The organism is Myxococcus qinghaiensis (assembly GCF_024198215.1).
Lineage (GTDB): Bacteria > Myxococcota > Myxococcia > Myxococcales > Myxococcaceae > Myxococcus > Myxococcus qinghaiensis.
Genome location: NZ_JAKCFA010000003.1, coordinates 294,009 through 317,669, shown reverse-complemented (window position 1 = coordinate 317,669; position 23,661 = coordinate 294,009). Strand labels below are relative to the sequence as shown.

General features: G+C 69.8%; 22 protein-coding genes. 11 read left to right on the top strand and 11 right to left on the bottom strand.

The features are described 5' to 3' along the window. Positions 1 to 2: 2 nt before the first annotated feature. From ccoG to LZ199_RS06360, 3 genes are all read left to right on the top strand, one after another. A complete protein-coding gene (ccoG, locus tag LZ199_RS06370) occupies positions 3 to 1,421 on the top strand; it encodes a cytochrome c oxidase accessory protein CcoG (protein ID WP_253992745.1) in 1,419 nt (472 codons plus the stop codon). Positions 1,422 to 1,537: 116 nt separating this feature from the next. Continuing rightward, positions 1,538 to 2,908 carry an oxygen-independent coproporphyrinogen III oxidase gene (gene hemN / locus LZ199_RS06365; protein ID WP_253992744.1) on the top strand — a complete coding sequence of 457 codons (1,371 nt, stop codon included), beginning with the start codon at positions 1,538 to 1,540 and terminating at the stop codon, positions 2,906 to 2,908. Between the two features lie 106 nt (positions 2,909 to 3,014). Further along, positions 3,015 to 3,557: a hypothetical protein gene (locus LZ199_RS06360; RefSeq protein ID WP_253992743.1), complete on the top strand. Its 543-nt coding sequence runs from the start codon at positions 3,015 to 3,017 to the stop codon at positions 3,555 to 3,557. 82 nt (positions 3,558 to 3,639) lie between these two features. On the opposite strand, the gene LZ199_RS06355 is transcribed toward LZ199_RS06360, so the two are convergent. The 3 genes from LZ199_RS06355 to LZ199_RS06345 all read right to left on the bottom strand — a co-directional run bounded on the left by LZ199_RS06355 (position 3,640) and on the right by LZ199_RS06345 (position 5,917). After that, complete coding sequence (locus LZ199_RS06355; protein WP_253992742.1) at positions 3,640 to 4,350, bottom strand: DUF4476 domain-containing protein; 711 nt, start codon at positions 4,348 to 4,350, stop codon at positions 3,640 to 3,642. A gap of 94 nt (positions 4,351 to 4,444) precedes the next feature. Then, on the bottom strand, positions 4,445 to 5,053 hold the full coding sequence (locus tag LZ199_RS06350; protein WP_253992741.1) for a 2,3-bisphosphoglycerate-dependent phosphoglycerate mutase: 609 nt from the start codon (positions 5,051 to 5,053) through the stop codon (positions 4,445 to 4,447). A 27-nt stretch (positions 5,054 to 5,080) separates the two neighbouring features. Then, complete coding sequence (locus tag LZ199_RS06345) at positions 5,081 to 5,917, bottom strand: helix-turn-helix domain-containing protein (RefSeq protein ID WP_253992740.1); 837 nt, start codon at positions 5,915 to 5,917, stop codon at positions 5,081 to 5,083. 82 nt (positions 5,918 to 5,999) lie between these two features. Here LZ199_RS06345 and LZ199_RS06340 point away from each other — a divergent pair, with 82 nt between their 5' ends. Further along, a complete protein-coding gene (locus LZ199_RS06340; RefSeq protein ID WP_253992739.1) occupies positions 6,000 to 6,902 on the top strand; it encodes an MBL fold metallo-hydrolase in 903 nt (300 codons plus the stop codon). 82 nt (positions 6,903 to 6,984) lie between these two features. Here the strand turns inward: LZ199_RS06340 and LZ199_RS06335 are convergent, their stop codons facing one another. The 3 genes from LZ199_RS06335 to LZ199_RS06325 are packed head-to-tail and all read right to left on the bottom strand — an operon-like array spanning position 6,985 to position 9,535. Then, positions 6,985 to 7,698 (bottom strand): iron-containing redox enzyme family protein, encoded by a 714-nt coding sequence (locus LZ199_RS06335; RefSeq protein ID WP_253992738.1) that lies wholly within the window; start codon positions 7,696 to 7,698, stop codon positions 6,985 to 6,987. Continuing rightward, positions 7,668 to 8,588, bottom strand: a complete 921-nt coding sequence (locus tag LZ199_RS06330; RefSeq protein WP_253992737.1) for a GNAT family N-acetyltransferase — start codon at positions 8,586 to 8,588, stop codon at positions 7,668 to 7,670. The genes LZ199_RS06335 and LZ199_RS06330 overlap by 31 nt, the downstream gene beginning before the upstream one ends. Next, positions 8,585 to 9,535: a DUF3419 family protein gene (locus LZ199_RS06325; protein WP_253992736.1), complete on the bottom strand. Its 951-nt coding sequence runs from the start codon at positions 9,533 to 9,535 to the stop codon at positions 8,585 to 8,587. Before LZ199_RS06325 ends, LZ199_RS06330 begins: the two co-directional genes overlap by 4 nt. A gap of 75 nt (positions 9,536 to 9,610) precedes the next feature. Between LZ199_RS06325 and LZ199_RS06320 the strand changes: the two genes are divergently transcribed. The 4 genes from LZ199_RS06320 (at position 9,611) to LZ199_RS06305 (ending at position 13,720) form a co-directional block, all read left to right on the top strand. Then, positions 9,611 to 10,549, top strand: coding sequence for a fatty acid desaturase family protein (locus LZ199_RS06320; RefSeq protein ID WP_253992735.1), 939 nt, complete (start codon positions 9,611 to 9,613; stop codon positions 10,547 to 10,549). Next, complete coding sequence (locus LZ199_RS06315; RefSeq protein WP_253992734.1) at positions 10,542 to 11,441, top strand: phosphatase PAP2 family protein; 900 nt, start codon at positions 10,542 to 10,544, stop codon at positions 11,439 to 11,441. Before LZ199_RS06320 ends, LZ199_RS06315 begins: the two co-directional genes overlap by 8 nt. Before the next feature lie 154 nt (positions 11,442 to 11,595). Further along, a complete protein-coding gene (locus LZ199_RS06310; RefSeq protein ID WP_253992733.1) occupies positions 11,596 to 11,985 on the top strand; it encodes a hypothetical protein in 390 nt (129 codons plus the stop codon). A gap of 121 nt (positions 11,986 to 12,106) precedes the next feature. Then, positions 12,107 to 13,720 (top strand): flavin monoamine oxidase family protein, encoded by a 1,614-nt coding sequence (locus LZ199_RS06305; RefSeq protein ID WP_323389271.1) that lies wholly within the window; start codon positions 12,107 to 12,109, stop codon positions 13,718 to 13,720. Positions 13,721 to 13,811: 91 nt separating this feature from the next. On the opposite strand, the gene LZ199_RS06300 is transcribed toward LZ199_RS06305, so the two are convergent. From LZ199_RS06300 to LZ199_RS06290, 3 genes are all read right to left on the bottom strand, one after another. Beyond that, positions 13,812 to 14,552, bottom strand: coding sequence for a hypothetical protein (locus LZ199_RS06300; RefSeq protein ID WP_253992732.1), 741 nt, complete (start codon positions 14,550 to 14,552; stop codon positions 13,812 to 13,814). A gap of 121 nt (positions 14,553 to 14,673) precedes the next feature. Continuing rightward, positions 14,674 to 15,414, bottom strand: a complete 741-nt coding sequence (locus LZ199_RS06295) for a hypothetical protein (RefSeq protein ID WP_253992731.1) — start codon at positions 15,412 to 15,414, stop codon at positions 14,674 to 14,676. A 117-nt stretch (positions 15,415 to 15,531) separates the two neighbouring features. Continuing rightward, positions 15,532 to 17,412: a Hint domain-containing protein gene (locus tag LZ199_RS06290; RefSeq protein WP_253992730.1), complete on the bottom strand. Its 1,881-nt coding sequence runs from the start codon at positions 17,410 to 17,412 to the stop codon at positions 15,532 to 15,534. A gap of 255 nt (positions 17,413 to 17,667) precedes the next feature. Here LZ199_RS06290 and LZ199_RS06285 point away from each other — a divergent pair, with 255 nt between their 5' ends. Next, a complete protein-coding gene (locus LZ199_RS06285) occupies positions 17,668 to 18,585 on the top strand; it encodes an RluA family pseudouridine synthase (protein WP_253992729.1) in 918 nt (305 codons plus the stop codon). Positions 18,586 to 18,643: 58 nt separating this feature from the next. Here the strand turns inward: LZ199_RS06285 and LZ199_RS06280 are convergent, their stop codons facing one another. Further along, positions 18,644 to 19,129, bottom strand: a complete 486-nt coding sequence (locus LZ199_RS06280) for a hypothetical protein (protein WP_253992728.1) — start codon at positions 19,127 to 19,129, stop codon at positions 18,644 to 18,646. A 184-nt stretch (positions 19,130 to 19,313) separates the two neighbouring features. On the opposite strand from LZ199_RS06280, the gene LZ199_RS06275 reads away from it, so the two are divergent. Together LZ199_RS06275 and LZ199_RS06270 are read left to right on the top strand one after the other, a co-directional pair. Then, complete coding sequence (locus tag LZ199_RS06275) at positions 19,314 to 19,970, top strand: cyclase family protein (protein ID WP_323389268.1); 657 nt, start codon at positions 19,314 to 19,316, stop codon at positions 19,968 to 19,970. Positions 19,971 to 20,654: 684 nt separating this feature from the next. Beyond that, positions 20,655 to 22,046 (top strand): hypothetical protein, encoded by a 1,392-nt coding sequence (locus LZ199_RS06270; protein ID WP_253992727.1) that lies wholly within the window; start codon positions 20,655 to 20,657, stop codon positions 22,044 to 22,046. Here the strand turns inward: LZ199_RS06270 and LZ199_RS06265 are convergent. Continuing rightward, positions 22,000 to 23,085, bottom strand: coding sequence for a DUF3142 domain-containing protein (locus LZ199_RS06265; RefSeq protein WP_253992726.1), 1,086 nt, complete (start codon positions 23,083 to 23,085; stop codon positions 22,000 to 22,002). The genes LZ199_RS06270 and LZ199_RS06265 overlap by 47 nt on opposite strands. Positions 23,086 to 23,661 lie beyond the last annotated feature (576 nt).

Sequence of the window (23,661 nt, the reverse complement as noted above, 5' to 3'; positions counted from 1 at the left end):
ACATGGCGATACCCCCGCGGCAGGAAGGCCCTCGCATCGACCAGCTCTCGTCCATCCACGCGGATGGCTCGCGGCGGGCGCTGCACCCGTCGGACGTGCGGGGCCGCTTCATCACCTGGCGCCGCGTGGCGTTCGGGGTGCTCATCGCCGTCTACGTGGCCCTGCCGCTGATAGAGGTGGGCGGACATCCCGCGGTGCACCTGGACGTGGCGGCGCGACGCTTCTTCCTCTTCGGCGCCACGTACAACGCGCAGGACTTCTGGCGGGTGCTCTTCCTGTGCACCGCGCTGGGGTTCGGCCTGCTGTTCGTCACCGCGTGGCTGGGCCGGGTGTGGTGCGGCTGGGCGTGTCCGCAGACGGTGTTCCTGGAGGGGCTCTATCGGCCGCTGGAGCGGCTCATCGACGGGCCTCGCGAGCGGCGGCTGCGCCAGGAGGGGACGTCGTGGACGGCGGGCCGGATGGCGCGCGCGGTGGTGAAGCATGGAGCCTACGTGGGCGTGTCGTTGCTCATCGCCCATGCGGCGCTCAGCCTCTTCGTGTCCGCCGGAGGCCTGGTGTCCATGGTGGCCCAGGGCCCCGCCGCGGCTCCGGTGGCGTTCACCTGGGCCATGGCCGTCACGGGCGCGCTGTACTTCAACTTCGCGTGGTTCCGTGAGCAGCTCTGCGTGGTGGTGTGCCCCTATGGGCGGCTCCAGTCGGCGATGCAGGATGGGGACTCGCTCATCGTCGGATACGACGCGCGACGAGGCGAGCCTCGGGGCCGGCTGCTGAAGGTCCTCCCCACGCAGCCCGCGCCGCCGAAGGGCGACTGCGTGGACTGCCTCAAGTGTGTCACCGCGTGCCCCACGGGCATCGACATCCGCAACGGCCTGCAGATGGAGTGTCTGGCCTGCGCGCAGTGCATCGACGCCTGTGACGAGGTGATGGACCGGGTGGGGCGCCCGCGTGGGCTCATCCGCTACGACTCGCTCAACGGCCTGGCGGGCGAGCCTCGCCGCACGTGGCGGCCCCGGCTGATGCTGTATGGGGCGCTGCTGCTCGCCTCCGTCGGTGGGCTCGTGTGGAGCGTGGCCAGACGCATCCCCTTCGAGGCGAACCTGCTGCGCTTCCAGGGCACGCCGTACCTCGTCGAGGCGGGGACGGTGCGCAACCAGTTCGAACTGCACCTGGTGAACAAGAACCCGGAGCCCTCCACGTTCTCCATCTCCGCGCGGGCTCCGGACTCCGCGCAGGTGGTGATACCGCAAGCAGAGGTGCGGCTCGCCTCCCTGGAGAGCTTCCGGGTGCCGTTGTTCATCCTCGTCCCGCAGGGGCGCGTGGAGCTTCCGTTCGTCTTCCTCGTCGAGGTGAGGGACTCCGCTTCCGGAGAGGTGATGCGGATGGAGGCACGTTTCCTCGGTCCGCCGTCGCCGCGTCGCTGAGGGAGCAGGCTCGCGAAAGTCCTGCGCGTGCCCCGGAGGTCCCCGCGAATCCTGCGGTGAGGTCTGGGGGCTCCGGGCGACGGGTGTGGCACGCGCCTTGGAATGAGACGTGGGGCATGGAAGCGCTGCCAGGTGTCCCCCGGCCCACGCCGGAGCTGCTGAGTCGGTACGATGTCTCCGGACCTCGCTACACGAGCTATCCCACCGCGCCGGAGTGGCGTCGGGACTTCGGGCCGGAGGCCCTGGAGGAGCGGTTGAGCCGCGCGGGGGCTCGGGACTCCGCCGAGCCGCTGTCGCTCTACGTCCACCTCCCGTTCTGTCACAGCCTCTGCTGGTACTGCGGCTGCAACGTGGTCATCAGCAAGGACTCGCGCGCGGCGGACCGGTACCTCGACCACCTGGTGATGGAGCTGGACCTGGTGACGGAGCGACTCGGCGCGCGTCGCTCGCTCTCTCAAATCCACTGGGGTGGCGGCACACCGACGTTCCTCACGGAGCCGCAGCTGGAGCGACTGTGGACCGATCTCACGCGGCGCTTCGTTCCGTTGCAGGACGCTGAAGTCGCCATCGAAGTGCACCCTTCCGTGACGACGGAGGGACAGCTCACGTTGCTGCGGCGACTGGGCTTCAACCGGCTGTCCATGGGGTTGCAGGACTTCGACCCGCGCGTGCAGGAGGTGACGAACCGGCTTCAGTCGCCCGAGCGGACGCGGGCCCTGCTGGAGCATGCGCGCGCTCTCGGCTTCACGGGCGTGAACTTCGACCTCATCTATGGGCTGCCCTACCAGACGCCTGAGACGTGGGCCCGGACGCTCGAGACGGTGCTGGAGATGCGGCCGGACCGGCTGGCCGTCTATTCCTTCGCCTTCATGCCGGAGGTGCTCAAGCACCAGCGACGGATGCCGGCCGAGGCGCTCCCCACCGCGCAGGTGAAGCTGGAGCTGTTCCGCTCGGCCTGCGCCGCGTTCGTGGGCGCGGGCTACCGGGCCATCGGCATGGACCACTTCGCGGTGCCGGAGGATGAGCTGGCGCGCGCGTTGTCCGAGCGTCGGCTGGGCCGCAACTTCCAGGGCTATACGGTGAAGGCGGCGTCGGACGTGGTGGCGCTGGGCAGCACGGGCATCAGCGACGTCGCCGGGGCCTATGCGCAGAATGTCCGGGCGCTGCCCGCCTACTACGAGCGTGTCTCACAAGGGCGACTGGCCACCGAGCGCGGCCTGCTGCTCACCGAGGATGACAGGAGGCGTCGCGCGGTCATCACCCAGCTCATGTGCAACGCCTGGGTGGACCTGGGCGAGGACGGCGTCCGCGACTTCGCGCCCGAGCTGGAGCGGCTGCGGCGCTTCGAAGAGGACGGGCTCGTGGTCCGCTCGGACACGCAGTTGGAGCTGACGGCCCTGGGCCGGCTGTTCGTGCGCAACGTGGCCATGGTGTTCGACGCCCACCTGTCGCGAGCCGAAAAGCCGCGCTTCTCCCGAACGGTGTAGCCACCCGGGCCACCGAGCAGGCAGGCCCCTCATGAGGCCGCTTCCCTGGCCTCCGCCCGAGGCAATGACCACTTCACCCGCAAGCCCTCGGGCGACGGAGGTGGTCATGGAGATGCGACAGTCGCATCCAGCTGTTCGACGGGGGCTGGGGGGGGCCTGCCTGCTCGCCTCGCTCCTGGTGGCCTCGGTGGCGAGCGCCGCGCCCAAGCCAGGTGAGGCTCTGCCGGAGCTGTCCTCGCAAGATTTGGAGGGCAAGACGCACCGGAGCCAGGAGTGGCGGGGGAAGCGCACGCTGCTGGTGGTGCTCACCGACAAGGACGGCGGCGAAGAGATGCGCCGCTGGTTCGACACGGCCGCGACCCAGGTGCCTGACTCCGTGCACCGGGCCTCCGTGCTCACCTTCAAAATCCCCTTCTTCGTCAGCGCGGACTCGGCGCGGGAGCGGGCGAAGAAGAAGGTGCCGGAGGAGTTCTGGTCCGACACCTGGCTCGACAAGAGCGGCGGTCTGGGCAAGTCACTGGGGCTGGCCTCCAGTCGCGAGCCCTATGCCATCGCGCTCGATGAGCGGGGGCAGGTGCTGGCCGTCGTGCACGGCGACGCGGACTCGCCGGAGGCCAAGGCCCTGATGAAGAAGCTGTCCGGACCGTAAGGCGTTCTGGCACCGGAAACACGAAGGGCGCCGCGGATGGATTCCCGCGACGCCCCGGTTCAACGTGCCTGCTCGTTCTTGCTCAGCGGCTGGACAGGATGTCCTGGGCGCGCTTCTTGTCGGCGGAGAACTGGAAGGCGTTGTAGAGCTGGTAGTTGTTCTCCGTGTCGAGGATGCGCGACTTCACGGCGCGCAGCACGTTGATCTTGTCGTCGTTGAAGGAGAAGCGCTCCATCAGCCGCATCACCTGGGAGACGAGCAGGTAGTTGCCCTGCAGGCCCGTGTTCAGGACACGGAGCTTGTCGTCGGTGAAGTTCTCGCGGGCGATGGCGTCATGCCAGCGCTGGAAGGAGCCATCCGCCATCGGACGAATCATCGGCTCCGGCGGCGGGGGCGGCGGACGCGGCATCACCGTGGCGAGCAGCGGGGCATCGGTGACCTGGCGCCGCACGGACTCCAGCTGCTCCTGCGCCTTGCGCACCTTGCTGCGGGTGTCCCGGTCGGCGCGGTCCTCGATGTCCTCCATCAGCCGCTCCAGGCGCTCCAGGCGCTGGGCCAGGTCCTCGCGGCTGACGACCACCAGGGTGCCGGTGCTGTTCGGCGGGACGAAGGGACCCGAGTTGTTGTGCCGCGGCGGCTCCGCCGGCTGCTGCGGCATCGGCCGGCCCGACGGAGGCGGGCGGAACTTCTCCATCGTCGCGTCGGGCGCCTGCTGCTTCTCGACCTGCGGGGAAGTCTGAGCGAAGGAGGTGGCGGAGGTCAGCAGGGCGACGGCGATTGCGAGGGCCTTCATCGGGGTGTCCTTGTTTGTGTACTCGACAGTTCTGACGGGCCGAGTCTCATGGCATTCAAAGCCCCCAGACGACAAGGGCCCCCTGTCTCATGTCTCAGGGGGAGGGGGTTCGTTTGGACAGCACGGACCCCTCGGCCGACAGCTCGTAGACGAGCGGAACGCCGGTCGCCAGCTCCAGCCCCACCACCTGCTCGCCGTTGAGCTGGTCCAGCTTCATGACGAGGGAGCGGTTCGAGTTGCCGTGGGCGACGACGAGGACGTTCTTCCCCAGCCGGAGGTCGCCGGAGATGGCGCGCTCGTAGAAGGGGAGCACGCGCCGGGCGGTCATCTCCAGCGACTCTCCGTTGGGGGGAGGCACGTCGTACGAGCGGCGCCACAGCTTCACCTGGGCCTCGCCGAAGCGCTGGGCGGCGTCCGCCTTGTTGAGGCCCTGGAGGTCGCCGTAGTTGCGCTCGTTGAGGGCGGCGTCGCGGATGATGGGCGGGCGTTGGCCCAGGGCCTCCAGGATGATGGCGAGCGTCTCCTGCGCGCGGGTGAGCGCGGAGGTGTAGGCGACGTCGAAGGTGATGCCCTGGAGCGCGCGCGCGGCGAGGCGGGCCTCCTCGCGGCCCTTCTCGGTGAGGGGCACGTCCACGAAGCCGGTGAAGCGGTTCTCATGGTTCCAGAGCGACTGACCGTGACGGACGAGGGCGAGCAGGGGCATGACCCTCCTGCTAGCGCAAGCCGGGCCTCACGGCCAAGGGGCGGCGCGCAGGAGGGCGACGGGGGTGACACCCGTCAGGCTCCGGAAGTCGGAGATGAGGTGGGCCTGGTCGTAGTAGCCGGTGGCGGCGGCGATGGCGCCCCAGTCCGGCGTGGCCGAGTGCTTGGAGGCCCGCATGGCGCGCTGGAAGCGGACGACCCGCGCGTAGACCTTGGGACCCAGGCCCACCACGTCATCGAAGGCGCGTCGGAGCTGTCGCTCGCTGACGCCCAGGCCCCGAGCCAGCTCACTGACGCGGGGCAGCTCCGGCGACTGGGAGATGGCGCGCACGGCGCGGCGGACGACGTGCGAGGAGGCGGGCTCGAACACGTCACCGCGACGCAGGCGCTCGGTGAGCGCCGTCTCCAGCACCTTCACCTTCTCGGCCACGGGCAGGCTGTCGTGCATTCGCTCCCGGAGCCTGGCTCCCTCCGCGCCCCACAGGGTGTCGAGGTTGACGACGCGGTTGGTGAGCTGCGCCATGGGCACGCCGAAGAAGGGGTAGGCGCCTCCGGCCTTGAAGCGCACGGCGATGGCCAGCGGCGGTACGTCCGTCCCGCCTTTCTGGAGCACGTGCAGGCGCGTGCCGATGACATACGCATCGCCTCGCGTGTCGGAGAGACGGACGATGAGCTCGGCCTCTCCGTCGGGGAGGCGGACGTAGGCGGGGCCCCGGTTCTCGTCCCGGGTGACGGCGCGAAAGCCCCGCACGAAGCCCGCGAGCGCGCCGTGGGATGCGACCTGGAGCGGCCTGGAAGTCACGAAGGAAGCATGCGGCACGCGAGGCACAGGTTCAATCGAGGGCACGCAAGCGGGAGGCGCCATGGCCGATTTCTCCAATCGGCGGGGAGGCCCCGTTTCTACCTTGGGACGCACACGACACCCCTGCTTCCCCCGAGGAACCTTCATGCGAGTCCATCACCTCAACTGCGGCACCCTGTGCCCCGCCGGCGGCGCGCGCTTCGTCCTGGGCGAGGGCGGCTTCTTCTCGCGGGCCCGGATGGTCTGCCACTGCCTGCTCATCGAGTCGGATGACGGCCTCGTGCTCGTCGACACGGGGCTGGGGCTCAAGGACATCGAGGACACGACGCGGCTGGGCTCGCGCTTCCTGCGTCGCAACTCGCCCCGGTTGGACCCGCGCGAGACGGCGGTCGCCCAGGTGGAGCGGCTGGGCTTCCGGCGTGAGGACGTGCGTCACATCATCCCCACGCACTTCGACCTGGACCACATCGGCGGGCTCGCGGATTTTCCCGGCGCGCAGGTGCATGTCTTCCGCGACGAGCATGCGGCGGCCATGGTGCCGACGCCGAAGAACGCGAAGTTCGGCTACCGGCCCGCGCAGTGGGCGCACCAGCCGTCGTGGAGGCACTACGCGGTGGAGGGGGAGCGGTGGTTCGGCTTCGACGCGGTCCGCGTGATTCCGGGGCTGTCCACGGAGGTGTTGCTGGTGCCGCTCGTGGGCCACACGCCCGGGCATTGTGGAGTCGCGGTGAAGACGGAGGGGAAGTGGCTGCTGCACGCGGGAGACGCCTACTTCGACCACAAGGAGCTGAACCTCCAGGCGCCTCGCAGTCCGCCGGGACTGGCGCTCTTCCAGCGGCTGCGCTCCACGGACAATGCGGCGCGCCTCGCCAACCAGGAGCGACTGCGGACGCTCGTGCGCGAGCACTCGGCTGACGTGAGCGTCTTCTCCGCGCACTGCGCCGTGGAACTGGAGCGCTACGCGGTGGCGCGGCCCGAGGCGGGGGAGCGAAGTGCTGTCGCGGCCCCGGGTTCGACGTCTGGAGGCTCGGGGAGTCGCGCTGCCTGAAGGCCCGGGTGTCAGGCCTGTCGGCGGCGACGGGCCCGAAGCCCGAAGGCTCGGGGAGTCGAGCTGCCTGAAGGCCCGGGTGTCAGGCCTGTCGGCGCCGACGGGCCCGGTACAAGTCCTCGTAGAGGCCGAGGAGGAGGTGGCCGCCCAGGAGGAGGCCCTGCTCGATGTCTCGCGCGGCCGAGGGTGACGCGTCGTACGGCGCGTCGAGCTGGCGGTAGAAGCCGTCCGCGTGCTCCTCGTCGAGCGTGGCGTGCGTGGGGTAGTGCACCACCTGGTCCGCGGTCAGCCAGCCCCGCGCGACGATGGCGCGCCCCAGCTCCAGGGAGATTCCGCTGAACAGGTCCTCGATGATGCCGAACACGGCGAGGCCGGTGTGCGGCGTCTCGAAGGCGGCGATGCCCGTCAGCGCGACGTTGAACTTGCGCACCTCCGGTCCGAAGGCTCCTTCGTGGAGCCGCTCGCCGGAGGCACCGAGCCGCTCCAACAGCACCTGGAACGTGTGCTCATGGCTGTGTGAGAGCGCGCCGCGCCCGTGCTCATCGAAGACGTTCTCCACCAGCGGCAGGCGAAGCTCGGGGCGGGGAAGGCGGCTGGCGAGCAGGGCCATGGGTCGCGAGAAGTGCGCCACCGCCGCGAAGAACTGCCGCTGCGTCTCCAGGAAGTCGCTCCGCTCGAACGAGCCGTCCTTCAGCGCGCGCAGGTACGGAGACGCCTCCAGGACGTTCCACTCGGCCTTCAGGCCGGCGATGTGCTGGCGCAGGTTCAGATTTCGGAGGAGGGAAGGTGCACCCATGCAGGCGTTCCCTTGAGGCGGGTCAGGTCGAGAGAATAGACGGTGCACACCGTGTCGGGGGAAATGCCCGCGCTCCGCAGCCAGTCGAGCTGCGCTTTCAAGCGCTCGTCGAGGGTGAAGCAGGCCAGCGCGTCCGGGTGGCCCGCGGCGAGTTCCTGCCCGCAGTCCCGCAGGTAGTGTCCCCATCCCCGCGTCCAGGCCGTGGGCGGCGCCGCGAGGTGGATGAGCGGCCAGGGACGTTGGGTCGAGCGGAGCTGGAGGTCCTTGCTCCCCGCCGTGGAGCACCAGCCAACTCCTTCGAGCTTCCGGGCAGGCGAGGGCCCGAGCAGCAGTCCGTCACCCGGAAGCTGCGTGGGCGCCCCCGCGAGGTCCAGCGCCGCGAGCCGGGCCGGGGGGACGAAGTAGAGCGCGAGCCGGCTCTCCGGCCGAGCCACGCGCAGCGGATTCCAGCCCCGAACCGTGTACATGACGTCGCCGCGCGAGCCCCGCATGGCGGCGCCGTACAGGAACCGGGTGCGGCGCAGCGCGGGGATGCGGAACAGGTGCGTGAGCCCCTGGAAGATGAGCCTGCGCGCCAGGCCCGTGCCGCGTGCGTGCGAGGCCACCTTGAGGTCGCAGATGTAGAACCCCTGGGCGGCGGTGTCGCCCCGAAGGACCTGCCGGGTGATTCCCGTCACGGAGCCGAGCAGCTCCTCACCGCGCAGGGCCAGCAGGAAGTACGCGTCCCCCAGGGAGGAGAAGAAGGGGTGGTACTCGGGGCCGTGGTCGATGAAGAAGTGGTCCGCGCCGTCGGCGATGGGGTACTGGATGCCCTGCTCGAGCTGGCGCAGCCGCTCCACGTAGGGACCGAGCGTGTCCGGCCGACACACCACATAGCGCACCCCGCTCATGGGGAGTCGGTCCGCCGGAAGCCGACCTCGATGCGCTCGTAGAACAGGCTGCGGTCCCGGGCCTGGAGCTCTTTGCCCAGCGCGTCGTCGAACACGAAGGCCGGGCTGAAGAAGCGGCGGAGGTCGCGCTGGTTGTTGAGCTGGCGAAGCAACACGGCGCAGCCGGGGCGGGCCTCGCGTGACAGCAGCGTGGCCCACTCGGAGACGAGCGTGTCGTCCGACCAGTCGAAGATGTTGGACAGCGAGACGACGTCGAAGCGTCCCAGGTCGGGCACGTCGGGGAGCGAGCCCTGCACCAGCGTGACGGGGAGCGGGGCTTCGGCGCGCAGGTACTCGGGACGGTCCTCCGGGCGGTAGGCGCCGAGCAGCACGTGCTGCAGGTAGGGATTGCGGTGGGCGTCCTCGCGTCGCAGCCCTCGCTCGAAGGTCGCCTGGAAGTAGCCGGGATAGGAGCCGGGCGTCGCGTGCTGTGTCGCCGCCGGGCCGAACATGGCGTGCAGGAACGGGTCCGCGAACGCGAGCTGGAAGGCCACCGGCCAGTAGGGCGAGGCGAACCAGCCATCGCGCAGCGTGGCCCGCTCGGCGGTGGACGTGGTGGGCTCGAAGAAGGTCGCCAGCTCGCGCGATGGGGCTACGAATTCTTCCAGGAAGTGGCGCAGGGTGCGGAACAGGCCCTCGAACTCACCGCGCTGGTTCAGCCCGAACTCCTCCATTCGCGCGGTGCCGAGGCTCGCGGCCTTCTCCCTCACGTGGGCGAGCTGCCTCGGGTTGAAGTCGAAGCCCACCAGCTCCAGGGAGGGGTTGTGCCAGGCCAGCGTCAGCAGCGTGCAGCCGCCCGACGCGACGGTGAGCAGCGCGCGTGCCCGGGTGCGCTCGATGAGTTCCTGCTCCAGCTCCGGGTCTTCACGGACGACGGCGAATTTCAGGCGGTGGGGCGTGGTGCTCAAGTCGTCGTCGGGGGCGAGGGTTGCTTCGGCGAGGGGGCGGATTGTAGGGCATGATGTCACCCACAGGAACAGCCCATGCCGACGCTCTCATCGTCCCTCACTCCCCAGCGGTTGCACGAGCTGGAGCAGGTCGACGCCCGCCATCTGCCTCGACTCGGCGTGTTCCTCGCGCTCTACGGCGTGGCGGCGTGGGGCGCCACGGTGCTCGCGCTGGAGGCCCTGGCGACTCCCCAGGTGTGGCTCGCGCGCGGGCTGCTCTATGTCGTCGCGGCGGCCTCGCTCCATGGCATCAGCCTCTTCACCCACGAGGCGGTGCACGGTGGGCTCTCCTCGCGGCCGTGGCTGAACCGGCTGGGCGGGATGGTGTGCGCGTGGCCCGTGCTGCAGAACTTCGCGGCCTACAAGGTGCTGCACCTGCGCCATCACAGGGACTTGGGCGGCGGGTTGGATCCGGACCACTACGCCAACTACACGGGGCGACGCTGGCTGGAGCTGGCGATGCACGTGGGCCGGTTGCTGCTCGGGTATCCCGCGTACATCACCCTGATTCCCATCCTGGGCTGGAAGCACGGGACGGCGCCCGAGAAGCGGTGGATTGCTTTCGAGGTGGCCATGGTCCTCGCGGGCATGGTGTTCGCGGGCGTCCTCGTGCCGTGGCCGGTGCTGCTGCATGCCTGGGTCATTCCCATGGTCATCATCAACACCCTGGTCAACATCCGGGGGATGAGCCAGCACACGTTCCTCACGGAGGGCAATCATCCGGTGCGTGGCTCGCGGACCATCCTCTCCAATCCGGTGACGCGGTTCTTCATGTGCAATGAGAACTACCACCTGGAGCACCACCTGTACCCGCGCGTGCCCTGGTACAACCTGCCGACGCTGCACCAGTCGCTGCGCCCCGAGTTGCTCGCGCAAGGCGCGCCCTTCATCCCGTCCTATTTCTTCTTCGTGCGGGGCGTGCTCAGTGGCGCCCTGATGCGAGAGGCCCGGCGAGTCCCCTCCGCGGATGTCTGAGCGCCCCTTCCTCCACGAAGCGCTGCTGGCGACCTTCGGAGTGCTGTTGTCGTGCGCGCTGCTGCTCGTGGCGGGAGCACGGTCCGCGAGCTTCCTCCAGGTGTCGGGCGCCACGGCCCTGTTCCTCTTCGTGGTGGCGGTGCTCGCGCGACTGGACGCCCATGCGCACGTCTTCAGGGTGCGGCTGCTGCTGGCCTATGTCGCGACGTTCTTCTTCTATGCGTCGGTGAAGACGACCATCCCCGCGCTGGGGCTGGAGACGCGGGACGCGTGGCTGTTCAGCCTGGACGCGCGGGTCTTCGGTGGCGGCACGCCGTCCGTCTGGTTCCAGCGGTGGAGCGCGCCCTGGGTGCATGACGCGTTCAGCGCGAGCTACCTCTCGTTCCACGTGTACCTGCACCTCGCGATGGCGTGGGCGCTGGTGGGGCCTCGGGAGCGAGCGGAGCGCTTCTTCAGCCACGTCTTCTCGGCCTACGTGCCAGGCATCGCGGGCTACTACCTGGTGCCCGCCATCGGCCCCGTAGCGGCGTATCCCGAGCTGTTCACCGTGCCCCTGGAGGGCGGTTGGCTGACGAGGCTGAACGCGGCTGTCGTCGCGAGCGGCTCGTCCACCTACGACCTCTTCCCGAGCCTGCACGTGTACATCACCCTGGTGTTGCTGAGGCATGACACGCGCGCTCATCCCTGTCGCTTCCGGGCACTGCTCCCCGTGGCGGCGGCGCTCATCCTCTCCACGTTGGTGCTGCGCTACCACTACGCGGTGGACCTGGTCGCCGGTGTCGTGTGGTTCATCGCCTTCAGTGTGGCGTATCCCCGCCTCCAGGCGCGGTGGGAGTCCTGGCGGCGCGGCCTTTCAGCGGACTCCCGGCCGGCGCTTCAGCCCCGTCCCTGAGTCGTCGCTTGCGTCGCGCTGTCACACGCCTGGCGAGGCGTTGACGAATTGTCTCGCGAAGGATGTCGGACGGCCCCGCAACCCCTTGGAATGTCGTGCGCGGTGGCTTGGAACGGCACGTGAAAAGGGAGGAAGGCAACAGGAGGAAGCCGCCATGGCCCGGTGCCGTCAGTCTCGTTCCCGCTCGTCTCCCGCCACCTTCACGTTCCTGGAGCGCAGCGCCCTTGGGGTGCTTCGACACGAAGTCCTGGAGCTCATCCTCGACTTCGGAATCCGCACCCGCGCCGCGGGCGTGACGCACGTCACCGTGCTGGAGCGCGACCTGCCCATGCAGCTTCAGGGCTCGTCGCTGGCGCGGCAGGCCCGGGGTTGGATTGTCCTGGTCAGTGACGAGGAGCGGCTCCTCACCTGTTATCGGCGCGGAGATGCAAGCGGCTTCATCCGCCGCAAGCCCAAGCATCGCCTCCATGGCGGACGGCCGCACCCCAACACGAGGACCCGTCGCGCGCGTGACAGACGGTCCACGGGCGCCAGGGCCGGGTAGGGGCGCACTGCTTCACAGTGGGCCTGTTCAATGACAGGCAGCGTGGTTTCCTGCGCTGCACGCGGAGGGTGTTTTCGGAAGGTGAGGAGGTGGCAGTTCACCTCGTCTTCTGGAGCACCGCATGGCCCGCACCCCACTCTTCGACCTGTTCCGACAAACCACCCGACGGGCGCTCGCCGCCGCCTCCGTGGGCGCACCTCCGCTCGAAGCCCGACGGGAAGTTCGGATGGACCGTCGCTCCGTGTTGAAGGGCGGCGCGGCGCTGGGCGTGGGGTGGGCGGTGGGAGCGGCGCGGGCACAGGAGGCACATCCGCCGACCTCGCTGCGCGTGGGCATCGTCGGGGCGGGGCTGGCGGGACTGGCGTGTGCCTATGAGCTCCGGCGTGCCGGTGTGCGGGCCACGGTGCATGAGGCCCGGGAGCGCGTCGGCGGCCGGGTGTTCTCCATGGGCGGGGCCTTCGGTGGACCGGTCATCTTCCCCGGGCAGGTGGTGGAGCGGGGCGGGGAGTTCATCGACTCGGGACACTCGACGATGCTGGGCTGTGCGCGCGAGTTCCACCTGGAGAAGGAAGACCTCCTGCGGGTGACGGGGGAGGTGTTCTACTTCTTCGGCGGACAGCTTCGCTCCGAGGCGGACATCCTGGAGGAATACTGTCCGCTCATCGCGGCCATCGCCCAGGACTTGAGCCGGCTCTCCGAAGCGCCCACGGCGGCCGAGCACACGGAGCTGGACCGCCGGTTCGACCTGATGGACCTGGTGACGTACCTGGAGGCCCGGAACGCGGGGCCCCTGGTGAAGGCCGCCATCATCGCCACGTATGAGGCCGAGTATGGCCGGGCGGCGGACGAGCTGAGCTGTCTCAACCTGCTCTTCCTGATTCGCACCGAGCAGTGTCGACGCTTCGAGCCGTATGGCGAGAGTGATGAGCGCTATCGCCTGCTCGGTGGCAATCAGCAGGTTCCTCGTGAGCTGGCGGCGCGGCTGCCAGGGCAGGTTCGACAGGGCGAGCGGCTGGAGTCGGTCCGGAAGACACCCGCGGGCGCGCTGGCGCTCACCCTGCGGCGAGGAAGCACGTCGTACACGGCCACGTATGACGCGGTGGTGCTCGCGGTGCCGTTCACCGTCCTGCGACGGGTGGAGCTGGAGGCGTCACTCGGCTTGCCGGCGTGGAAGACGCGCGTCATCCGCGAGCTGGGGTACGGCACCAACGCGAAGATGATGGTGGGATATCGCGGGCCCGTGTGGTGGGCGAGCGGGTGCAGCGGCGCGAGCTACTCGGACCTGATGAATCATCAGGCCACGTGGGAGACGAACCCGACGCGGGCGACGGCGAGCGAGGCGGTGTTGACGGACTTCGCCAGCGGGCCTCGCGGTGCGGGCATGGACCCGAGCAACGTGGCCGGTGAGGCCGAGCGCTTCGTGGCGGCGATGAACCGGGTGGTGCCAGGGACGGCGGGCGCGGTGAAGCGGGGCGTGGACCGGCGCATCGTCGCGCACCTGGCGCACTGGCCGAGCAACCCGAATGCGCTGGGCAGCTACACGGCGTATCGGCCGGGGCAGTTCACCTCGCTCGCGGGCACGGAGGGGACGCCCGTGGGCAATCTCTACTTCGCGGGCGAGCACACCAGCTCGTTCTACGAGGCCCAGGGCTACATGGAGGGCGCGGCGGCCACGGGGAAGAGCACCGCGGCGGCCATCCTGGCGACGGCGAGGGTGACGTCACAATCCTGGTGACAGGCTTGCGCGAGGCTCACCACTCCCGGAACGTCTCTCCGTGGAGTGGACCCGCCCTCGCGCATTCCCGAAGTCAGCAGGCGGGCGCGGACTACTGAGCGCAGTAGACGGCGCGCTCGAACTTGCCCGTCACCTCGACGATGGACGTGGCGCGAACCACGTACTCGCTGGCCCCGACGCGCGTGTCGGCATTGCACCAGTCATACGTGTAGCCCAGCCCCGTCCAGGGGTAGTGCGTGTTCTGCCAGAACCCGTAGCTGGAGGCGTAGTAGGCGTTGATCCAGTTCTTGTGCTCGGTGGTCGCCGTGGCGGGGAACTGAAGACCGCACGAGCCGTCGTCGATCTCCGAGTCCGGGCAGGGCCGGAACATGTCTCCGGGCTTCACCCACAGCTCGACGATGTAGCGCGCGTCGTCGCCCGTGGTCGCCGGGGGCAATCCCAGATACTGATTGACGCGTGAGACCAGCTTCTCCGAGGACACCGTCTTGCAGAACGTCTGGAGTTGCGGAGCGGGGGTGACCCAGACCTCGCGCGAGAGCGTGTTCTGGCCCAGCGTGTAGCCTTGAAAGGTGGTCCAGATGGCCATGCGCACGGCCGTCTTGTCCTCATTCCAGACAAGGTTCGAGTTGGACGGGCTGATGGCCCACAGCTGCGTGGAGACGTCCGCGCTCGTGGGCTCCGCCGCAAGGCGGACGGCCTCCGCATAGGTCTGTGCGTCGCACGAGAGCGGTACGGGGGCAGGGTCTTCCGTGTCGTCACCGCACGCGGCGAGGGACAGGAGCGCGGAGGCCGCGACGAAGCACCGCAGGGGGCGCGAGAAAGCGCTGAACATCAGGTCATCTCCAGGGGAGGTGGGTTTACGCGGATTGTAGAGGAAGCAGGGATGCGGGCCCCCTCAAAACGACGGCCCGCGACACGCGCCCACGGCGGGATTCCCTGCGCGAACCCTTGCCTCAGGTGCCGCCCCCGAACAGGCCGAGCTGCTCGACGTCGCCCATGGGCGCGACGGGGCTGTCGTCAGCGGGCAGCTCACGACGCACGGGCGCGGCGGGGACGGGTGTCGCGACCACGGGCGGCTCGGGCTCTCGCGGCGCTGGAGGAGGCGGCGGTGGGGCGGGCGTCGCGTACACCTCGGGACGCCAGATGCCATCCCGGGCCAGCCGCACGCGCTCGCGCAGCTCAGGCAACAGCTCCGGGTCCATGGGCGCGAGACGCTGGGCCGGGGCCGCCACGAGCGGCTCGAAGACCTGCACCTCCTCCAGCCACCACGCCACGGTGCCGCGACAGGAGGCACCCGGGGGCCACCACCAGGCGTCACGCCCGAAGGCCCGCGAGTCGTTGCCCACGGTGGACACCTCCGCGAGCCGAGCCATGGCGACATACGCGCCAGAGGGCAGCACGTCGCGGGTGGGGGATTCCAGGCCGTGGGCCCGACGCAGCCACTCCACGGCCTCCTCGTCGTACTCGCGGGTGGCGTAGAGGGCGAGCCAGCAGCCGAGCACGGCCTCGGGTGGGTGGAGCGGGTGGCGTCGCTCGGGGAATCCGGGACGCGCGGGCTCCACGTCGTGGACGAAGACGCTCCACATGCCGTGGTGCGTGAGCGCCCACGTCCACGGCCGGCTCAGGGAGAGATGGAACACTCCCATCCCCTTGCGCGTGTAGCGATAGGGGCCGGCGAGTGGGATGGAACTCATGGAGTCACACCCTACACGACGGACCCGACATGGTGCGCGAAGGAGGGCTCGCGACCGGAGCCCTCCAAGGTGAAGACCTCCGCTGGCCACGGCTCCAGCGGAGGCCCCTGCTTCACCTCACGGCGTGGCCGAGGCCCGGCGCGGCGAGTCCAGCTCGCGCTGCATGGTGTCGTCGCCCACGAGCAGCCCGTCCGCGAACATGGTGCGCTCGTTGGGGCTCAGCGACTCCAGCTCCTCGGCCGTGCCCAGCTTGAGGTTGTAGACCTTGCCGTCGTACGGCACGCGCTCGGTGGAGGTGATGGTCGCCGTGCCCGTCTGCGTGCGCACCGTGTCCTTCACCTGGACCTTCTCCGCGGCAACCACCAGCCCCGAGGACAGCAGCACCGGGTGCTTCTCCGTCAGCCGCACGTCATGGCCCTGGTCGTCGCGCAGCCGGACCAGCGGCTTGGGCTCGCGGCCGAAGATGAAGTCCTGCACCGTCAGCACCCGGCCCGCCGCGTTCGCCCGGACCTTGTCGCCCACGCGCAGCGTCTCGATGGGCGCCTGCTTCCCGTCCGCCATGGTGATGCGCGTGCCTTCCGCCATGCAGCTGTTGAGGACGTTGAGGTTGAAGGGGTTGGTCGGCAGCGCCGTGCTGGTGAAGGTCGTGGTCCGCGGAATCGCCGCGCCGGTGCCGCAAATCGCCTGCGCGTAGAGCGTCATCGACAGCACCACGGGCTCGTTGACGATGCGCTCCATGGTGCAGCCCGTGCCGCCGGAGGCGGTGGTGTTCTGCGAGACGTTGACCAGGCGCTGAATCGTCGTGGTGCGCGCGCCCACGGGGAAGGCGTCAGAGAGGTCCGCCAGCGTGGTGCACGTGCCGCCCGTGTCCGTCTTGATGAGGCGCAGCCGCGTCGTCATCGGGGACTTCTGCATCGCCTGGATGACGCAGTCCGCGGTCGCCGTCGCCCCCGCGTCGAAGGTGCCCTGCGTGGGGATGTAGATGTTGGTGTTGTCGAAGGTGGTGCCCGGCTGGAAGGGGAAGTAGGCCGCCGGGTCGCCCGTCCAGGGCGCGCCCGTCTTGCGCAGCGCCAGGCCCGTGGACTGGGTCGGGAAGGGCGCCAGGGTGCCGCTGGCGTTGGACACCATCGCGTAGTCGCAGTCCGCCCCGCCGCGCAGCTGGCAGGTGGTCAGGTTGATGTCGCTCCGAGGCCCCGGGCTCGCATAGCGCGGGTGGTCCAGGGTGAAGCTCGCGGGCGCGGCCACCAACGACGTCTCCAGGCTGGAGAAGGAGACGTGCTCCTCGCCCGTCTTGTCGTTGTGGGCCACCATCATCGACTCGACGATGACCTTGCGGTTGGGCTCCATCGACGGACGCACCGTCACCGTGGTGTCGTCGAACGTCTTGCCGTCGTTGTGCTCCTCGTTCGCGCTCTTGGCCAGCACCGTCAGCTTCTTGCCGGCCAGGTCGCTCTCATACACGGTGACATCCGTGAAGACGTGGGTCGACCCGCCCGCGCACGTGGCATAGGGGCTGATGATGAGCGCGGGAGGCGCTTCCTGGGGCGGCTGCTGCTGCACGCCCTTGTTGGCCTGCGCGCCCTTGCCACCGTCCACCGTGCGCGAGTCCGTCACGTGGAGGAAGTGGTCGCAGTTCCACTCGGTGGGCTTGGGCTGCGGATCTCCGCTCACGGCCTCCGCGCGGGCGACCTCCAGCGTCCTCAGCGCGCGCGCGAAGTCCTTGGCGGGCGCCTGCTGCCCATCGCCCCGGGCCCCTGCGACGGCCTCCTGGAGCCGGTGCCTGGCGTATTCGTAGTGGTCCTGGTCCGCCAGGTTCAGGTGGACGAAGTCCTCATGGGGCGTGCGCTGGTTGAAGTGCTCGACGACGGCGTCGTGCTGCTCTTCGACCGTCTTGGGCTTGGGCTGCGGTTTGACAACCCAGGGGCACCCCGGCAGCAAAGACAGGCATGTAGCAAGAATGGCGAGACGTCGCGTACGACGACCGTGAGTAAAATTCATGACTCCCCCTCTGAAGGGACTCGACCTGAGCCCGGATAAGCACTGTCATACGCTCCGTGTTGAAAAGTCAACGTTTGACATATGGCATTGCCTGCCGGTCAGGCTCGACCCGGCCTGTGACATCGTGCTGTCTGTGTCCCATGTGAAGGATTGTGTCTCCGAGCGGAGGGGCCTGGGCGTCCGGTGTTTCGTGGCCCCGGGACACGCGTCATGCGCACATTGACTCCGTGCGCCGCATGAGGGACGGGTGCGGACATGGCGCAGCAGAAAGTCCCAGTTCCCCACGAGGTCGCCGGAGAGCGGCTGGACAAGTTCGTCTCCAAGCACGTTCCCGGCTTCTCGCTGGAGCGCGCCCGGGCACTCATCGAAGCGGGCGGGGTGCGCATCCGGGGCAAGAAGTGTCAGCCCACGCGGAAGCTGTGGGGCGGAGAGGAGCTCGAAATCGAGCGGCCGGAGCCGCGCGCCTCGCCGCGTCCCGTCGTGGAGGGGCCCGTGCTGACGGTGCTTCATGACGACGCGGCGCTGGTCATCGTGGACAAGCCGCCGGGACTCGTCGTGGAGCCGGAGGGCCGCGCGGCCTCCGTCGTCGACCTGCTCGCCGCCCAGTGCCCTCCGTTCGACGTGGAGGGCCAGGCGCTGCCGGGCGTGGTGCACCGGTTGGACCGGGAGACGAGCGGCTGTCTGGCCTTCGCTCGCACCGACACCGCCGCCGCGGCGCTCCTGCGGGCCTTCCAGGAGAAGCAGGTGGACAAGCGCTACTGGACGCTCGTCCTGGGCAACCCTCCCGAGCAGGGCCGGCTGGAGGGTCCCTACGCGCGCCATCCGAACGATTCGCGCCGCTTCACCACGAAGGTGCCGTCCGCGCGCCGGGCGGCGCTGTCGTTCCAGGTGCGCGAGCGACTGGACGGGGCGGCGCTGCTGGAGGTGGACCTGGACACGGGGCGCACGCACCAGATTCGCGTGCAGCTCTCCGAGGCGGGCTTCCCGGTGCTGGGGGATTCACTCTACGGGACGGAGGCGGCGCGCGAGCACCCCGCGGCGAAGGCCCTGGGACGCCAGGCGCTCCATGCCTTCCGCCTGGAGCTGCCGAGTCTCCTGACGGGTCAGCCCGTGCGAGTCCAGGCGGAGCTGCCCGAGGACTTCCAGCGCGCGCTGGTCCTGCTGCGCCGCTGAGCGCGGGCGCGGGGCCGGACTCCACTCGAGGCGGTGGAGTCCGGCGGATGATGACTGACTACTTCGGGTCGACGACGAGGACCATCCAGCGGTCCGTGGAGTGGTCGATGCGCACGTTGGCGGCACCGGCCTCCTGGAGCTGCTGCACGATGCTCTCCAGGAAGGACAGGTGCTCCTTGGGCGCGTCCACGAAGACGTTCTTGGAGCCGGTGCCCTTGGCCTTCGGCTTCTTCGCGGGCTGGGCGCCGTTGAGCGACTCCGTCGTCGCGGTGGCCGCGGCCTTGAGCTGCGTGGCGGCGTCCTCCACCGTGGTCTCCGGCGCGCTCTCCACTTCGACCTCGGGCTCCTCGGCGGCGGGAGTGGCGGCCACTTCCTCCTCGGCCTCCGCGCGGAGCTGGTTGAAGGTCTTCAGGTTGATGGTCGACCCGAACTTCGCCTTGAAGGACTCCAGCGCATCCTTGCTGCTGATGTCCGGTTGCTGGCGGAAGAGGGTGAGCAGGAACGAATGGCGCTCCTGGGTCTGCTCCTGGGAAGTCCTCGGCATCGTCAAAACTCCTTCAGCCCTGGGAATGAAAGGCGGCGCAACCTAACCGACGCGGTTCCGGGAGGAAAGGTGGGGGTGGGAGAGGGAGGCGGTGACTCTCCTGGTCCCTCGGCGAGCGAGACGCCCCGTGCGCCTGCCCGCTCCTGGGCGCCAGTGGGACGCATCGTGCCCACCTTGGAGCGTCATGGAGACCGCTGCCGAGACGAACGGGGCCCCCGCGTGGGTGGACATCTCCGTGCCGCTGCGCGACGGGATGGTGCACTGGCCGGACAACCCCGAGGTGCGCATCACCCGGGTGCAGGAGCTGGAGCGCGGTGACGACGCCACCGTCTCCAACCTGTCCCTGGGCGCGCACACGGGGACCCACGTCGACGCGCCCGTGCACTTCGTCCAGGGCGCCGCGGGCGTGGATGCGCTGGCCTTCGACAGCCTGCTCGGCGTGGCGCGCGTGCTGGAGATTCGCGACGCGCGCGCCATCCGCGTGGAGGAGCTGAAGGGACACGCGATTCAGCCCGGAGAGCGCATCCTCTTCAAGACGGCCAACTCCTCGCGAGGCTGGGCCTCGAAGGCGTTCCTGCCGGACTTCGTGTACCTGTCCGTGGAGGGCGCGCGCTACCTGGCGGAGCGGAAGGTGCGCACGGTGGGCATCGACTACCTCTCCATCGGCAGTCCGGAGGAGGGCGTGCCCACCCACCAGGCCCTGCTGGGGGCGGACGTCTGCATCATCGAGGGGCTCGACCTGTCCGCGGTGGAAGCGGGCACGTACGACCTCGTCTGTCTGCCGCTGCGAATCGCGGGAGGAGACGGAGCCCCGGCGCGCGCCATCCTCCGGCGGCGCTGAGGCTTGAGCCCCGCGCCTCTTCAGGACTCCGCCACCTTGCGCCGGTGTCGCATGTAGAAGGCCGCGCCCAGCATCAGGGGGATGAACAGCGCGCCTCCCAGCAGCATCAGGCGGCGGCGCTTGCCCAGGTTGCTCTGCTCCTGCTGGGGCGCGGACCCTCTCGAAGTCCGGCTCGGGGCAAGACTCTCCGAAGGACCACCAGGGCTCGTCGATGCGCGCGCCCGTCTTCAAGTACGTCTGCCACAGCCGCTGGCGCCGGTCCGGCTCCGTGCGCGAGGCGAACCGTGCCGCGTGGCAGAGCATCATCGCGTACGCCTGACTGCGCGGGGGCAGGAGCGAGGCGCCGCGCTGGGCGAGGTCCGCCGCCGTGGAGCGGTAGTGGAAGCGCCACGGGTGTGGTGGAGCATGGGACTCCGCGCGCTTTTGTTCCTGTGCGCCGAGGAGGGGCAGGCGGCTCATGAACTCCCGGAACGGCTCCGCCGGGGGCGAGGACTCCTCCTGGCTGTCGTAGTCGCTCAGGTCGTAGTTGCCGTCCACCCAGCCCCAGTCCGGAGCCACCTCCGTCCCCAACAACTCCAGGCCGAGTCGGCGCGCGAGCAGCGCCGCTGCGTACAGCGCCTCCGCTTGTGTCACCGTGTCCTGGGCCTGGGCGCTCTGCTGGAGCGCCTCCGTGTACTTGCGCGCGTGCCCTTCCCAGGGCGTGCCCCGGAAGTGCTCCAGCGCTTCGGTGTGGCGTCCGGTACGCAAGAGGCGCCGCGCGAGCAGCAGGCGCAGCCGCAGCGAAAGGTCCGCCCCCTCGCCGACATCTTCGTCGTACCAGAGCTGCCCTATCTCGGGCTTGCAGCGCTCGTCTCCCGAGGGCGGGTGGGCTGCGACGAAGCGCTGGAGTTCGTCCACGGACAGCACCCGCTCCGCGACGTAGGCGAGGTCAGGCCAGGAGCAGCTCGCCAGCATCCGCTCGGCGGCCTGGGGGAAGTCACCTCGCGCGAGCGCGAGCACCCCGCGCTCACCTTCCACGCGGCAGCGGGGACGGCGCGGCACCATTCCCTCGCCCATCCAGTCCTCCGAGTCAGGAGTCCCACGCGCGGCCTCGGCGAGGTGGAGCTCCGCCGAGGCGGGGTCTCCCCGACGCAGCGCCAGCTTGCTCATCACCCACGCCGCCAGCGGGGTCTGCTCCCGCTCCGCGAAGCGCTCGGCCAGGTCGAAGCGGCCCGCGCGCCACGCTCCCGCCGCAAGTCGGTCCGCCCCCGCGAGGTCCTGCATCGACGCGAGCGCCTCCAGCACGGCGGTGACTCCGCCTTCCGACACATCCTCGGCCCAGTACGCCTCTTGTCCGCGCGTCCAGACGAAGGCGGCCATGAGCCGCTGCGCCACCGGGTCCTTCAGCGCGGCCTGGAGTCGGGCGGCATCGCGAGAGACGGCCCGGGCGACCAGCAGCAACGACGTCACCGCGTCGCCACTGCCATGCGCCGCCTGCTCCGCGTACAGCCGGATGGCGCCCGCGTCGTCTCCCGCGCGCAGCAGCCCGCGTGCCTGCTCTCCGAAGCTGGCGACGGCGAGCCCCAGCGGGTCGTCGAAGCCCTCGCGCGCGAGCTGCCGCGTGAGCTCGAAGCCCTGCTTCGCGTCCTGCTCGAAGCCCACGCCCGCGTTTCGCCCCAGCATGAACGCGGCGAAGGTGGAGTAGTGGCGACGCTCGGAGGCCGGCAGCGCGAGCACCTCCAGGAATCTGGCGCGGGCGGCCACCGCGTCTCCGCTGGAGAAGGCGCGAGCCCCCGCTTCGTACAGGCTTGTCTCCCGCGCCCCTCCGCCCGTGCGCGCGTCGACGGGCTCGTCCTGGTCCTCCAGCACCCGGAACGACTCCACGGGCTTGGGGACCAGCCTCGTGGCTTCGAGGGAGAAGGCGCCATCCGGCAGCTCTCCCAGCGTGCCGGCGCGGTCGACGAGGAGTCGGTGGGGAAAGTCCGGACCGCACGCGTCGGCGTCGCGCACGGGTGTCAGCAACATGAGGACGAGCAGGGAGGCCAGCAGACTACGGAGCCACAAGTGACACCTCGGTTCCCCGCACGAAGCCGATGACACGTCGCTCGCCAGCGCGCAGGCGGGGGGGCGTGCGCGCCACGAGAGAAGTCCCATGCGGGGCGTAGCCGCCCACGCCGTCGAGGACCTCCAGATTTCCAGAAAGGGTGAGGCGCGCGGGCGCCTGGGTGTCCACGTGGCCGGTGTTCTCGAGGACGATGTCGAGCGTACCGCCCCCCGCGTCCACCAGCCGGGGCGCCAGTCGTGGTGTCAGCGGCTCGCCGCGCACCACCGTGGTCAGCGTGGACAGGCTCCACGACTCCGCGTCGCCCGCGTGTCCGAGCCGGAACCAGACGAAGCCCTTCACGCCCTTCACCGGCTGCGCCCGCAGGGATGCGAGGAGACGGGAGACCTCATGGGGCTCGGAGGTGAGGAGCGTGCCGTCCTTCAGCCGCGCGCGGTACGTGGGCAGCGCGATTCGGAAGGGATGGGGCGTGGCCTTCGCCCATGCGTCGATGAAGCCGCGAGCCTCCTCGGGAGTGAAGAGCGTGGGGGCGCGCACCGCGTGCACCTGGACCACGAGGTCGTCGGGGATGGAGGTCAGCCGCTCCAGCACGGGCGAGGTGGCCCACGTGGGCAGCGCGGTGATGGACAGCTCCAGGTCTCCGAGCCCGCTTCGCTCGCGAGCGAGCCAGTCCGCGTAGGCGGGAAGGGAGGCCGTGGCGCAGTCGTGGTCTACCTCCACGCCTCGAACCCGCACGCCGAGCGCTTTCCAGTCACGGGCGAGGGTGGCGACCTCCTGGAGCGACACGCCGTCCAGTGGCGCCGTTCCATCCACGCGAAGCACGACGACCACCTCGCGCCCCGTCTTCGCGAGGGCGGGCACATCGACGGCGACATTCACGGGGGCTCGGGTGACGCCAGAGCGCTCCCGGGCCAGGACGCGCAGGGCGCCCAGCTCCGAGGGCAGTCGGGTGAGCGCGTGGCCGAGCTCCGGGCTCCAGTCCCGCTGCCACACGTAGACCTCGTGCCCCTGGGGCGGCGCGGGGGCGCGGGTGCAGCCGAGCAGCAGGCATAGCGCCATGCTCGCGAGGCTCACGAGGACTCTTGGCCAGGACGGATGCGGGGTGCTCATGCGCAGATGCTGAAGGGGCTCGCGCGGGTTGACAGTTGCGTGAGCCCGCGCAGCGACATGGTGCCACAACGGCGCGACACGGGCTGCTCAGCCGCGTGATGCACGGATGCCAGGCTTCCCAACCTTCGACCTTCAGGAGGAGCCCACACATGAAGAGACGGCTGGGGCTGCTGGTGGCCTTGGGGGCTTCGCTCCTGGGGCAGGGATGTGGTGGGGACGATGGCGACGAACCCAAGGACCCTTGTGTCTCTCGCGTCACGGGCGCGGTGACGGGGAGCGCTCTGTGTGGGGTGCCCTCGCTCACCCATCACTTCCGACACGGCGACTTCACCTTCTCCATGTCCACTCCGGAAGGGTCGCCGGTTTTCGTGGTCCTCGGCCTGGAGGCGCATGGACTTCCGTCGGTGGGCACATACACGGGCCGCTCGGAGCAGGTCCGCTGCAGCGGTCTGGTCCGGGAGGGCTCGAAGGACTGGAGTCCCTATGACTGGGATGAAGTCACGGGGGAGGTGCTGGAGGGCAGCTGCACCCTTACCCTCA

Excerpts from the sequence above, each read along its gene's own strand:
- LZ199_RS06355 (WP_253992742.1), bottom strand. The coding sequence starts at position 4,350 with ATGAAGGCCCTCGCAATCGCCGTCGCCCTGCTGACCTCCGCCACCTCC.
- LZ199_RS06360 (WP_253992743.1), top strand. The coding sequence starts at position 3,015 with ATGGAGATGCGACAGTCGCATCCAGCTGTTCGACGGGGGCTGGGGGGG.
- LZ199_RS06320 (WP_253992735.1), top strand. The coding sequence starts at position 9,611 with ATGCCGACGCTCTCATCGTCCCTCACTCCCCAGCGGTTGCACGAGCTG.
- LZ199_RS06335 (WP_253992738.1), bottom strand. The coding sequence starts at position 7,698 with ATGGGTGCACCTTCCCTCCTCCGAAATCTGAACCTGCGCCAGCACATC.
- LZ199_RS06330 (WP_253992737.1), bottom strand. The coding sequence starts at position 8,588 with ATGAGCGGGGTGCGCTATGTGGTGTGTCGGCCGGACACGCTCGGTCCC.
- hemN (WP_253992744.1), top strand. The coding sequence starts at position 1,538 with ATGGAAGCGCTGCCAGGTGTCCCCCGGCCCACGCCGGAGCTGCTGAGT.
- LZ199_RS06280 (WP_253992728.1), bottom strand. The coding sequence starts at position 19,129 with ATGCCGAGGACTTCCCAGGAGCAGACCCAGGAGCGCCATTCGTTCCTG.
- LZ199_RS06340 (WP_253992739.1), top strand. The coding sequence starts at position 6,000 with ATGCGAGTCCATCACCTCAACTGCGGCACCCTGTGCCCCGCCGGCGGC.
- LZ199_RS06315 (WP_253992734.1), top strand. The coding sequence starts at position 10,542 with ATGTCTGAGCGCCCCTTCCTCCACGAAGCGCTGCTGGCGACCTTCGGA.
- LZ199_RS06350 (WP_253992741.1), bottom strand. The coding sequence starts at position 5,053 with ATGCCCCTGCTCGCCCTCGTCCGTCACGGTCAGTCGCTCTGGAACCAT.
- ccoG (WP_253992745.1), top strand. The coding sequence starts at position 3 with ATGGCGATACCCCCGCGGCAGGAAGGCCCTCGCATCGACCAGCTCTCG.
- LZ199_RS06300 (WP_253992732.1), bottom strand. The coding sequence starts at position 14,552 with ATGTTCAGCGCTTTCTCGCGCCCCCTGCGGTGCTTCGTCGCGGCCTCC.
- LZ199_RS06305 (WP_323389271.1), top strand. The coding sequence starts at position 12,107 with ATGGCCCGCACCCCACTCTTCGACCTGTTCCGACAAACCACCCGACGG.
- LZ199_RS06310 (WP_253992733.1), top strand. The coding sequence starts at position 11,596 with ATGGCCCGGTGCCGTCAGTCTCGTTCCCGCTCGTCTCCCGCCACCTTC.
- LZ199_RS06285 (WP_253992729.1), top strand. The coding sequence starts at position 17,668 with ATGGCGCAGCAGAAAGTCCCAGTTCCCCACGAGGTCGCCGGAGAGCGG.
- LZ199_RS06345 (WP_253992740.1), bottom strand. The coding sequence starts at position 5,917 with ATGGCGCCTCCCGCTTGCGTGCCCTCGATTGAACCTGTGCCTCGCGTG.
- LZ199_RS06290 (WP_253992730.1), bottom strand. The coding sequence starts at position 17,412 with ATGAATTTTACTCACGGTCGTCGTACGCGACGTCTCGCCATTCTTGCT.
- LZ199_RS06295 (WP_253992731.1), bottom strand. The coding sequence starts at position 15,414 with ATGAGTTCCATCCCACTCGCCGGCCCCTATCGCTACACGCGCAAGGGG.
- LZ199_RS06275 (WP_323389268.1), top strand. The coding sequence starts at position 19,314 with ATGGAGACCGCTGCCGAGACGAACGGGGCCCCCGCGTGGGTGGACATC.